Origin of the sequence: Paenibacillus agaridevorans (assembly GCF_018604145.1) — a bacterium.
GTDB lineage: Bacteria > Bacillota > Bacilli > Paenibacillales > Paenibacillaceae > Pristimantibacillus > Pristimantibacillus agaridevorans.
The window spans coordinates 3,454,901-3,467,705 of the sequence record NZ_CP075889.1 but is presented as its reverse complement, the minus strand read 5'-3'; the positions used below and the strand labels follow the sequence as shown (position 1 = coordinate 3,467,705).

Below are 12,805 nucleotides of genomic sequence, written 5' to 3'. Positions count from 1 at the left end.
ATCATAACGTTGGACAATGGCTGTGATTGCTTGTTGTTCGCTTTCCGTTAGGACGTATTCCCTCGTGCATGTGTAATAAATAGAAACACTGATAAGTCATTCCTCCCAAACATATAGTTAATGGCTGCGATCCAACTGCTGTTTATTACCCTCCAAAAGTCGAAAGCAAACTAGGCCAAACTTGCATTCTGGCTCCGCATGAAGGACAATTCATTTCCCCGGCCAAATACGGCAATTGGTTCAAAAAAGAGGAATCGCCCAGCTGATCGGCTCGCTCCGCCAGTATTTGATGTTCCGCTTCATCGAATGCCTCAACGGGAGTAACTTCATGTGCCGCCTGAAGGGGTTCGAATACCGGATCTTCCGCGAATGCTTGTATACGACCGCCTTCTCCGCTCGGCCACAAATAAGCCTCTTGATCGCATGCTCCGCAAACGGCCACATATTCGTCGCCAGCCGTAAAATTCAGAAACATGTTTGCCACGCTCCGAGATTCCCGATAAGCCGCGTCGGCAATGATAACATATCTTTTTTCGGTATCGCTGCTTATTTCTTGTTTGGCGTAGGCCAACATCTCTGGAACCAGCGAAGCAAGCTCCGCTATCGCTTTTAAGTAAGATTGGTACATCTCCGCGCAAACCTCGTTTCCCGCTTCAGCAGCGAGTTCTTTCAAATCCGAGGGATACGGCTCTGATCTGCTTTTGTCATGACACGACTCGATAATCCCGCAAGTGACGTAGATTTCATGGCGCACTTCCCTATTTTTTGATGCTAGAGCAAGTTTGGCCAGATAAGGTACTGCCGCGTAAGTGACGGTATAGATCGTATTTTGGTGATACAAGTGCTCCTGGAATAGCTCGTCGAAAACTTCTTTATCGAAATCAAGCATCAGACGCTCCAACAGTTCAGGTACCGGTTCGCCCGACTCGTAAGGACCGGTTAGCTTGCCCCACAGTGCGCTGTTTAATTGTAACAAGTGGAATCACTCCCATCCCTTATTCAAGTGGATACATTTTCTATATTATCCTATAAGATCGGCGGGTCATCAACTCGAATAGATTGACTTTTGTAGTCATTGGCTTTATTATGAATATAAAAGTTAGTTATCACTAACTAACAAAATGGCGTCCGCAAACTAAGCAGAGGGAGGTACATACTTGGTGAACACGCTGACCATGGACAATAAAAGTAAATTGATGTTGGCGGCCATCGATTTAATGGCTGGAAAAGGATACAAAGGTGTATCGACTAAAGAAATCGCTGCAGCGGCAGGTGTCAGCGAAATGACCTTGTTCCGCAATTTCGGGAGCAAGCTGAATCTGCTTGAGCAAGCAGTTGATCGTTATCATTACTCGGTTGAAATGGAAAAGCTCTTTAAAGAAAATATGAAGTGGGATTTGAGAGAAGACTTGCTTACGATTTGCCGTATGTACCATGAAATCATGCATCGTAACCGTAAATTGTTTATCATCGTCTTGGGTGACAACGAACTGGCTGGCATCCGAGAGAAGGCTGAGAGGCATCCGCGCAAATTGCTGGAGTTATTAACGGATTATTTTAATGAGATGCAGAGTATGAACAAAATGATAGCTACGGATTCGGAAACCCAGGCGATCACGTTTATGTGGCTGAATTACGGTGCTTTCATGTCGCAGCTGTTCGGTCCGTCGATGACTAAAGTTACGCTGCAAAGTTTTATGAATTCGAGTATCGAGCTATTTGTAAGGGCTTTAACCCCATAATTTTTTTGCTCAATAAGTTAGTTAGTACTAACAATCTTAATTGGCGAGGTGTTTGGAATTGAATAAAACCGAAAACGTCAGATTGGTTGGGCAAACCGCATCTGCTGGTTTTCAAATCGGGGTTCGGAGAACGTTGCCGATTTCGCCGGAACAGGCATGGGCATTTCTTACCTCCTCTGAAGGTTTGAAATTATGGATTGGGACCGTTTCGTTCCGTAAATTGAAGGAGGGGGAGACCTTCATATCCGAAGAGGGAATTACAGGGCAATTCAGAGTGGTTAAACCGCCTAGACAAATTCGCTTAAAGTGGGGAAAGACGGGATGGGACAAACCATCCACGCTGCAAATCCGATTGTTATCCGATAAGCCTGACAGAACAACGATCAGCTTTCATCAAGAGAATCTGGATCATCCGGGTACACGGGAACAAATGAAGCTTCATTGGGAAGACGTGCTAAATGCGGTCAGGGAAAAAACAAGTTATTCACTTAATCATAATGAGGAGATGAATACCTATGAATAAGTTCAGCCATATTGATCTTCGTGTAAATAATATGGAAAACGTTCTGCCTTTTTATGAAAAGCTTCTGCCTGAATTGGGATTTACCCGAACCTATCACAGCGCGAATTGGAAAGTGTTTGCCGCTGATGGAGAACTTCCGAGCGTTCCTTATTTCGCTATTACCGAGGAAGCGGACCATAAACCGAACGGGAATTTGATAGGCTTCTGGGCGAAAGATCGGGCAGAAGTGGATCGTATCGCTAAGTTGGTAAAAGAATTTGGGGGAAACATAAGCGACGGTCCTCGGCTATTCCCGATTAGCCCGACCTATTACGCCGTATACTTTGCAGATTCTTGCGGAAATAAATATGAAATGGTTCATCGCTTAAATTAGATCTAATCCAGGAAAGCCACTTCTACTGAAATGGCTTTTTTCTTTTTCACTACACCGTAGAAGGCCGAATGTCCACATTTGTATATGGATTGTAAACACAAGTATATCGATGAAAAGAATGCCCCTACTTATAATAAAATTGCTGCAGTAGTTGAGCATGGAGGGTCATGCGGAAAGCTGGAGTAAAATTCGAGCTCATAAACAACGGGGGGGATCTTAGTGCGTTTACGGTATAGGAATATTTTTTTAGCGTTATTTGTTATCGCTTTCATCTTGGTTGCCGTTTCATCGGAGAAGTCCGAAGCCGCAACAGGGAACTTGGCTTTAGGAAAGACGGCTTTTTCATCGTCGAACGAAGTAGACTTTTTCGGGCCCGAGAAAGCGGTCGACGGCGGCAAGGAGCATGCAAGCCGCTGGTCATCGGAAAGAACGGATAACCAATGGTTCTACGTTGATCTGGGCGGGCCCGTAGAAATCGGAAGAGTCATCATCAACTGGCAGACACCGGCGGAACAATATCAAGTTCTCGTGTCTGACGACGCGGTAACCTGGAGGAACGTATTTGCGGACAACCGCGTGCTCGTCGCCCGCGGACCAGTCGAGGATACGATTGATTTCGAGCCGACGCTGGCGCGATACGTCAAGTTCCAAGGAGTAACGCGACGTCCAATTGAGGCTATCTATTACGGATACTCCTTTTGGGAATTCGAGGTCTACAAAGGCAAACCGCTGTTGCCGCCTATGATGGACGCGGTCAAAAACAGCATCGTCGTCTCCGAAGGGGACACTCGGCTGAACCTGCCCGCTGTACCGGATGGTTATACGCTGACGCTGGTGAACACGGACAGCTTGCCGGTGATCGACGCGCAGGGCAATATTCATGCGCCGCTTGTGGATACTCAGGTTCAACTGCTGCTGCAAATCCAGAGCGACAGCGATCCGACCTATCTCTTAGCGGATAATGCGCTAGTCACCGTACCCGGTCTCTACGAGCAGACGGGCGATCGGAACCCGGAGCCGCGAGTCATTCCTTCTTTGCGTGAGTGGCTGGGCGCAACCGGCGAGTTCCGCTTGACGGACAAGTCGAAAATCGTCATTCGCGCGGAGGATGAAGCGGCTCTGCGGGGGACGGCTGACATTTTGCAGCAGGACTTGCTTGATTTAGCGAAGCTTCCGCTGACGGTAACGGTTGGTTCACCTCAAGAGGGGGACATCTATTTGGTGCTGGATGCCGCGCAAGCGGGATTGGGGAAAGAGGGCTATGAGCTGAATATCGGCGAATATGCTTCCGTCGCCGGCTCCGATCAGACGGGCGTCATGTTCGGCACGAGAACGATCTTGCAGCTGCTAGGCCACGCTGCCGATCATAAGGCGATGCCCAAAGGGCAATCGCGCGATTATCCTAAATACCAGGATCGAGGCTTCATGCTCGATGTAGCCCGCAAGTTTTACACGATCGAGTTTTTGCGGGACTATGTCAAGCTGATGTCCTACTATAAGATGAATCGGTTCCAGATTCACCTGAACGATGATGTCGGCGATGTCGGCTACTTCCGTCTGGAGAGCGAGAAATTCCCGGGAGTAACGAGCAAGGACGGCTTCTATACGAAGCAGCAATTCAGAGACCTGCAGCTGCTTGGGATGGAATACGGCGTAAACGTCGTGCCGGAAATCGATACGCCGGGCCATTCCGGAGCGTTCATCGCTTACGACCCTAGATTGGGCAGCAACAATCAGCTGGATATCAAACGTCCGGAGACGCTCGACTTCATTAAAGAACTTTTTGACGAGTATCTCGACGGCAGCAATCCGACCTTCGTCGGCCCGGATGTGCATGTCGGCACCGATGAATATTTCGGCGACGACAAGGAGGCGTTCCGCAGGTACGCGGATATGCTCCTTAAACACATTAACAGCAAAGGCAAGCATGCCCGTCTGTGGGGCAGCTTGTCCGCATACGACGGTACGACGCCGGTCAGCAACAATGCGACGATGGACATCTGGTATGAGCCGTACGGAAGCGCGCAGCAGGCGGTAGAGCTAGGCTACGACATTATCAATACCAACACGAATTTGCTCTATATCGTTCCACAGCTGTATCGCAACTATCTAAGTTATGATTTCATCTATAACGAATGGGAGCCTAACGATTGGCTGGAAACTAAGCTTCCTTATGGGCACCCGCAGGTAAAAGGCGGCATGTTCGCGCTCTGGAACGATGTGTCCGTAGAGAAGGGCGTCTCCATGGCGGACTCGCATCAGCGTATCTTGCCTTCCATGCAAGTGTTGTCGGAGAAGCTGTGGAGAGGCAATCGCGTCGACCGGAACTTTGCAAGCTTCCAGGCGGATGCCGCAAAGTACGTGGATCCGCCGGGCGTTCATCTGTCGCACAAGCTTCAAGTCGACAATGAGCGCAATATCGTGCTCGATTATACTTTCGACGAAGGCTTCGCGGATCGTTCGGGCAACGGCTTTGACGGCAACGCGGTGAATGCAGGCACGGAGAAGGGAATCTTCGGGCAAGCGGTGAGGCTTAAGGGCGGAGCAAGCTACGTGGAAACGCCGCTTCGCACGCTCGGTTTCGGCTGGACGATGTCCATGTGGATCAAACCGGATGCCGACAACCCGCAAGGAGCCATGCTGCTGGAATCTCCGGATGGAGGGCTGAAATACAACATAGGAGGCAGCGGCAAACTGGCCATCACGAAAGAAAACTACGTCAGCGAATTCAATTATAAGCTGCCGACCGATCGCTGGACCCATGTCATTATGATCGGCGACGACACGGGAACCTCCATCTTCATTAACGGCAGTGAGTATACGGCTACTCTCAAAGACGGCTCCAAGCTGGAAACGTTCGTATTGCCGGTAGCCAAAATAGGCAGCGAAACGAATGCTTTTAAAGGCTTGATTGACGAATTCATCGTAAGGAACACCTACGTGGACCTGCATGGAAATCTGACCTTGCATAAGCAAGCCGAATCCTCGCAGCCGGAATCCTCGTCCTACACGGCGGACAAAGCGGTGGACGGCAGAGGGGATACCAGATGGTCCAGCGATTGGGTGGACGATACCTGGTTCATGGTGGACCTGGGTGAAGAGAAGAACATTGATGCTGTATCTATTCTATGGCAAACGGCTTACGGTTCGAAGTACCGCATTCTCGTGTCCGAGGACAAAGAGAACTGGACGAATGTTGTGAAAGACAACAACGGCGAGATTAACGGCAGGCCGGGACGCGTCGTGACGACCTTCCAAAGCACGCCGGCCAGATACGTGAAGTTCGAAGGCGTGTCCAGAGCTACCATATTCGGCTATTCCTTTGAGGAATTCGAAGTGTACGGCGAGGAATATAAGCTCGGCAATCTACGGCCGATTATCGACCTGTTGACGGCTATCGAGGCAGACAAGCTTGTGGAGGACAATTACTCTCCTGAGGGCTGGGCACAGCTTCAACAGGCGATGGTACAAGCGACTGCGGCGATTCAAACCGCCCAGCTGACTCGTCCCGAGGCAGAGCAGGCGTATGCCGGGCTGAGCGTTGCGCGCGATCGTCTGACGATCGAAGACGTAATGGGTCTGATCGAGCTTAACGTGAATGAAAGCATTGCCGCGAATCTCTATCTTCCGCAGAAAGGACAGCTCGGCACGCGTATCGTCTGGAGCAGCTCGAAGCCCGACTATCTAAATGCCAACGGACAGTTGTTGCAACGTCCGTCAAGCAGCGACATGGAGGTCGTGCTGACCGCGACGATCAGCAAGGGAGATGCATCCGCGGAGAAAACGTTCAAGATCAAAATCAAAGCGTTGCCTAGCTCCGGCGGCGGAGGATGGATTCCGACTCCAATAACTCCTGATCCGGAAGAAGGCCAAAACGGCGGTTCGAATCCGGGAGGCGGATATCCAGGAAATGGCAATGATAACGGCAACGGCAATGGCGGGGAGTCCGGCGGATCGACAACGGTTCGACTGAACGATATTGCGAGCCATTGGGCAGAAGCGTCCATCAAACGGGCGGTCGAGCTTGGATTCGTGGCGGGCTATACGGACGAGACCTTCAAGCCGAATAAGACGGTCGGCAGGGACGAATTCGTCGTCATGCTGGTCAAAGCGTTGAAGCTTCAAGGTGTGAACAGCACGCTGGACTTCGCGGACGCAGGTTCGATTGGGGCTTGGGCGAAGCCTTATATTGCGCAAGCCTTGGAATCCGGCCTGATCAGCGGCTATGCGGATGGTACATTCCGACCGAAAGCTTCGATTAGCCGAGCAGAGCTGGCAGCGATGATCGTTCGCGGCTTGGGCCTGAAGACTGCCAAAGGGCATGAGCTCTCTTATGCGGACGCGGATCAAATCCCGGCTTGGGCGAAGCCGTACGTGTCAGCAGCCCAGGAGGCGGGAGTCATGAACGGTCGCCGGGACAACCGATTTGCCCCGGCAGCCTCGGCGACGCGTGCTGAAGCTGTGGTCGTCATTCTGAACATGCTCGATGCGCTTGCAGAATTGCAGGCGCAGGAGCAGAACTAATTATGAATAGAAAGAGAGCGTGAGTTTAAGTGAAAACTAGACGAAGTTTGACTGCTTTGCTGCTTGTCCCGGTCATGCTGTTCTCGTTGATATCCTCCGTGTATGCGGAGGAGCCGGGCGGAGAAAGTGCCAGCTTTTATAATTTGGTTCAAGGGAAAACCTACACATGGTTGGATCAGCCGGAGGACGCTTTTCCGGATGACGGGACGAAGCTGACGGACGGCAATGCCGTCGACACATCGCGTGACAGCGGCAACTGGGTGGGCCACCGCTACAAGAAATCCCGTTCGGTTGTGTTTGATCTAGGCGAGCAAAAGACGATCAAGGACGTGAGCGCGCGTTTCTTGCACGATTGGCCGAACAACGAAACGCTCGTACCGCTCACCGTTTCATTCTACGCGTCTGACGATGGGGTGAACTGGGGCGTATTGTCTCATAATGCGACTCAATTGTTATGGGGCGATCAGACCAACACCGAGACGTATAAATGGGACGGCAGCCCGGAGACCGGAGTCGTCAAGCGTGGCGATTATACCGAAGGACTGGTTTACGCTCAATATGTGAAAGTGGTGTTCTCCGTGCATCCGAGGGCATGGAGCATGATCGACGAAGTGACGATTACCGGCGCTGACGGCATGATCGATGGAGCTCAACCGGTGCAGCCCGAGCCCTACGGCCTTCTGCAACCTGGAGATGCTACTGGCGGGATCGAGAACCTGGGCTTGCTGTATAACGGGTATTACCCGGACGGCACAGGAACCTGGACGAAGGAACGGGTTATCCCTAATATCAGCTATGTGAACAAGCAGGGAGAGCCTGTCGATTGGCTATTCGACGGCGTGCTGTATCTGGGTTTGACGTCGGAGAACGGCAGAGGCTTCGGAGCGACGGAAGCGTCTGGCAAAGCCAGAAAAGAGGAATGGGAATGGTATTTGAATAAAACGTTTAACGCCGGCGGCGATATGAGCGCGTTGAACGAGGCGACGGCCGAGGTAGGCGCGAAGCTTGGCGAGCCCGACCGTAAGACGAAGGTTGTTATGATGATTCCCGATCCGGGCGAATATCAGTCCGATTTCGGCAGCATTAACGGCGAAAATCTGAACTTCGATCTAAGCGCGGTCGGTAATGCCGCATCGCTGAACAACCGGGCCAAAGCGATTCAGTGGTGGACCGATGAAGTGCAAGCAAGATGGGCGGCTGCGGGCTACTCGAATCTGGAGCTCGTCGGCATGTATTGGCTGGAGGAACAAATCAGCACGCATTCGACTGGTCCGGAGATGGTCAAGAGAGCGAGCGACATCGTTCATAACGCTGATATGAAGATGTTCTGGATCCCTCATTCTTTGGCTTATAAGAAATTTATGTGGAAGGATGTCGGCATCGATGCCGTATCTCTGCAGCCGAACTATTTCTTCGAGAAAATGGAGTTCTCGCGTCTGGAAGATACAGCGGATATGGCGAAACGGTACGGCATGTCGCTGGAGCTGGAGTTCGATGACCGGATGATCAACGACGCCGTCTTCCGCGAGCGGTTCATCGATTACTTGAACAGCGGCGTGGATACAGGGCTGATGCAGCAAGGGTATAAAGCTTACTATCAAGGCAACAACGCCGTTTACAACGCGGCGAAAAGCGCGGACCCTGCAACTCGCGTCCTCTACGATTGGCTGTATCAATTCACGAAAGGCACTTATCAGAAGCAAGACGCTGCTCCGCCTGATGTTGTAGCGCTCATGAACGGGGAGCCGATCTCGGAGCATACGATCGTGCCTGATACGACACAGGCCGCCTTCACCTGGACCATTCCGGGAGATGACGACAGCGGGATCGTTAAAGTTACGGCCAAGTATGACGGCAAGCCTTATACGCAAGGAACTGTCGTGGATCTGACGGGCAAGCCGGGCAAGCATGTGCTGGAGCTGACGGTCGCGGCTGCCAAATCCAAGACGGTTAAATTCGTAATCGAAGCACGTTTAGGCGCTGAAGGCCTACTGGCTCTTGTTGAAAAGTACGCGGACAACAAGCAGCTTAGCAATGCCAATACGGTACGTGTGATGCGCAACGCCTTGATCATGTTAAAGCGTACGCAAGAGAGCGACCCTGAGCAAGCTAAGAACTATTTGCTGGCATTCAATGCAAAGCTGGAAGAGGCTAAAGGCCTTGAATTTGTAACGGAAGGCGCTTATACGGCGCTGAAGGAAGGCGTGTATTACGAGATCGGCAGCATCGCGCAAGACAAAGAAGCAGAGGCATCCTCGACGGAAGCCGCAGGTCTGGAGCCTTCGAAAGCGCTGGATGGCGCACCGGGCACGCGCTGGGCGAGCGAAGTGCGCGACACGTCTTGGTTCCAGGTCGATCTGGACAGCAAGCAAACCTTCGATACGATCCGCATCGATTGGGAATATGCGCGCGCGGACCAATACCGTCTGAGCGTCTCGGATGATAAGCAGACGTGGGAGCCCCTGAAAGTCGGCAACAATGGCGTGGTTAAAGCGTCCGACGGCAAGAACACGCTGGTATTCGCTGCAACGACGGCAAGATATATCAAGTTTGAGGGACTGACTCGGGCAACGTTCTACGGCTATTCCTTTTATGAATTCGGCGTGTACGATCTTGCCCAGCAGCAAGAGCTGAAGGCATTGGACGGCATACAAGCAGCCGTGGACGCATCCACGAAGAAAGTCACGATCGACGGTCTGGTCATGAACGGCAAAAAAGAACATTTGTATGTCAAAGTGCTTGACCCGAAAGGCAACATTCAATATACCGGTCAAACGGGCACCGAGGATGACGGAAGCTTCCGCATCGCCTTTACGTTGACGGGAGAAGAGCAAGGACTGTATATGGTCGAGCTGGAGACAGATGACATGACGACTCCTGAGCAGGCAACCTTCGAATATCGCAAGCCGCCTTCCACTGGCGGGGGCAATGGGGGCAGCATTGGAGGCGGTCCGGCGCAAGATCCGTATACGTTGCAAGCGGACGGTTCAGTCAAAGCCGTGCTTGTCCCGACATTGAAAGGCAATCAGGCTGCGGCTTCGGTCGGGGCATCGGATCTGAATGCCGCGATTCTCAAGGCAAAAGCCGACAGCAACGGCAACAAGCATATTCGTCTTGAATTGAAGCCGTCGAACGCGGCTGGTAGCTATGCTTTGGAGCTTCCGGCAGCTAATCTGACGAACCAGTCTAAACTGATTCTGCATATCTCCACGCCGTATGCCCAGCTTGCTTTGACTGGCGACATGCTGGCTGGAGTCAAGGAGAATGCCGGAAAGCTGCTCGTTATCGTAAGCGACCATGCAGGCGAGTATCGCGGCAACGAAGCGGCTGGCCGAATCGACAACAGGCCAATCGTGGAAGTTGCGTTGCAGTTGGACGGTGAAGCTCTGTCTTGGAACAATGCGAAGGCACCGATCTCGATTGCGATTCCGTATTCGCTTCAAGCGGGAGAGCAAGCTGCTGATCTGCAAGCTTTCGAGCTGACGGGCAACCGCGCGGCGGCAATTGATGGCGCGTTTTATGACAAAGACAAGGGCGTACTGCGATTCTCCATCGACCAAGTCGGCGTCTATGCCGTCGGAGGCAAGAAACCGGCTGCGTTTACTGACCTTGGCAAGCATGAATGGGCGCGCGAGGCGATCGAGAAGCTGGCCGAAAGAGGCATCGTCAAAGGCACCTCGATCGAAAATGGCACTTTCAGCCCCGCAAATCAAGTAACGCGAGCTGATTTTATCCTGATGCTGGTGAACATGCTTGACCTGCGCGCCGAGATTACCTCGACGTTCGCCGATGTGAAGCCGAATGATTATTACTACGATGCGGTGTCCATCGCCAAGCAATTGGGAATCGTTTCGGGAGTGAACGAAACTAACTTCGCTCCTCGTGATTCAATCAGCCGTCAGGATGCTATGGTTATGCTAACCCGAGCGCTGCAATTGACGGGGACAATCAAGCCGTCCGCATCCGGTTCAACGCTTGAGGGCTTCCGTGATGCGAGCCAGATTGCGTCATATGCTGCGGACAGTGTGGCAACGATGTTCGAGCATGGGCTGGTTACGGGTTCGGGCGGCTATATGAAGCCGAAGAGTACGACCAGCAGAGCGGAAGCGGCGACGTTCTTGTATCGCGTTCTTCAATTCATCGAGGAGCAACAGCAGGAGTAGACGCGGGAACAATTGATTTAAGCACATTCCGATTAGTGCGGCAACGCGCCCGGGATGTGCTTTTTCGACGATACAGAATAAAACTTCCTGTAGAATGGCTTGCAAGTTGGCAGCCAACTGATTGATTGGCTTTTCTACATGGCAGTGCAGCCGATACAAAAATGAAGGTCGCGGATGTTCGATTAGCTGTTTATTCCCTGCACCCAAGTCATGCAACTCACACAAGCGAGATGCTAGCATGCGCGGCGTCACTCATCAAGGCCAGGCCTTATATCTTGAAAGTGTTCGTAGTTGAAATGGAGAGCAAGCAAGACGGGCATGTTCCATGCTTTTGCAGACAACCTGCAGCATCCGAGTTCATACTCAGCCGCGTGCACCGAATCTGCCGCTTCTTGAAAAAGTCGTCCTTTTTCCGTCAAGCGTTTTAGATTCTCGCTTAGGCGTGCAGGTGAAATTTTTCCTCTCATAGGATACCCTCTCAACTAGTGCTTCCTTGTCGGGATGTGTTACTAGCACTTTTACCTCGTTGAACAAGTTCAGTTCGAGTTGGTTGGGATTCGTCTTCCCACTGGAGGAGCCGAAACATTTTTGTTGAGTCAGGCGTTCTCTTCGAACAGTTGACATTGTTAGATAGTTCGACGATCTGCTACATCAGTTTTTTCTGTCGTTAGAAGTGGTCTGTGATGAGAATTTCGACGATCTGTGCACGACGCTTGTCGAAAGGTATAACATTTTGCGCAAGGAATTATTAGTTAAATGACGATTTCAGCCTTGGTCATATTAAGTATTGAAAGGAGTAAACACCTAAATTTACAAAGGCGTAGCAATGTCTACCTACTTGCGCTCAACTAAATACAAACTTACCCAAAAGAGATTATATCGTGGGAAGAGCCATTGCCCACTCTAGTCGCTAATACATACAACTATCCTGCGCTTAGTTGGTCCCAATCTATACGACAAATGCTACTTAATCGAATGAACAAGATCTGAGGAAACGACTCCGACCGTTCCTCTGGAAGAATTGAAGCTGTGAGTTTTGTCGTTCACCAAAATACTAGCAATTCTAATTAAATTCAATAGTGTTTCAAATGTTAGATCTATCACGCAAATAATTTGCGGGGACTATCACTTGACTTTGCGTGGATATATATAGTAAATTTTAATATTTGAATAACCAACAATAGTGTATTAAAATGTATTAAATACAATTGTCATTTGAAATTAATAGTATAAATAAGTATAAAAATGGCTTTACAAAATATGCATAATTTGATAAAGTAATTTTGGGTTGGATTTCGTTGCTAGGTGGCGCCGATAGTAATTGGAATATAACCAAATTATTAAGAGATTGAGGGGATTCTACATGTCATGCTTTTATTCTTGTCCACCTGGCTGGACTACTACCGGTACGTCTTATGGAAGTTGGGTATGTACAGCTGACAAAGATTGTACAACTTCAACATCTATTCACACAACATGG

At 50.7% G+C, this 12,805-nt stretch carries 7 protein-coding genes; 5 read left to right on the top strand and 2 right to left on the bottom strand.

What is annotated here, in order from left to right; translation table 11 throughout:
- Positions 1 to 145: 145 nt before the first annotated feature.
- Positions 146 to 976, bottom strand: a complete 831-nt coding sequence (locus tag KJW29_RS14735) for a hypothetical protein (protein WP_214630349.1) — start codon at positions 974 to 976, stop codon at positions 146 to 148.
- A gap of 199 nt (positions 977 to 1,175) precedes the next feature.
- On the opposite strand from KJW29_RS14735, the gene KJW29_RS14730 reads away from it, so the two are divergent.
- The 5 genes from KJW29_RS14730 to KJW29_RS14710 all read left to right on the top strand — a co-directional run bounded on the left by KJW29_RS14730 (position 1,176) and on the right by KJW29_RS14710 (position 11,325).
- The gene (locus KJW29_RS14730) at positions 1,176 to 1,742 is read left to right on the top strand and encodes a TetR/AcrR family transcriptional regulator (protein ID WP_214631145.1); all 567 of its coding nucleotides are present in this window, start codon (positions 1,176 to 1,178) and stop codon (positions 1,740 to 1,742) included.
- A 58-nt stretch (positions 1,743 to 1,800) separates the two neighbouring features.
- Complete coding sequence (locus tag KJW29_RS14725; protein WP_425517539.1) at positions 1,801 to 2,265, top strand: SRPBCC family protein; 465 nt, start codon at positions 1,801 to 1,803, stop codon at positions 2,263 to 2,265.
- Entirely contained in the window at positions 2,258 to 2,638 is a 381-nt protein-coding gene (locus tag KJW29_RS14720; protein WP_214630347.1) for a VOC family protein, read from the top strand. The genes KJW29_RS14725 and KJW29_RS14720 overlap by 8 nt, the downstream gene beginning before the upstream one ends.
- Before the next feature lie 219 nt (positions 2,639 to 2,857).
- Positions 2,858 to 7,162 carry a discoidin domain-containing protein gene (locus KJW29_RS14715; RefSeq protein WP_214630346.1) on the top strand — a complete coding sequence of 1,435 codons (4,305 nt, stop codon included), beginning with the start codon at positions 2,858 to 2,860 and terminating at the stop codon, positions 7,160 to 7,162.
- A gap of 29 nt (positions 7,163 to 7,191) precedes the next feature.
- Positions 7,192 to 11,325 (top strand): DUF4855 domain-containing protein, encoded by a 4,134-nt coding sequence (locus KJW29_RS14710; RefSeq protein WP_214630345.1) that lies wholly within the window; start codon positions 7,192 to 7,194, stop codon positions 11,323 to 11,325.
- A 248-nt stretch (positions 11,326 to 11,573) separates the two neighbouring features.
- Here the strand turns inward: KJW29_RS14710 and KJW29_RS14705 are convergent, their stop codons facing one another.
- A complete protein-coding gene (locus KJW29_RS14705; RefSeq protein WP_214630344.1) occupies positions 11,574 to 11,792 on the bottom strand; it encodes a hypothetical protein in 219 nt (72 codons plus the stop codon).
- Positions 11,793 to 12,805 lie beyond the last annotated feature (1,013 nt).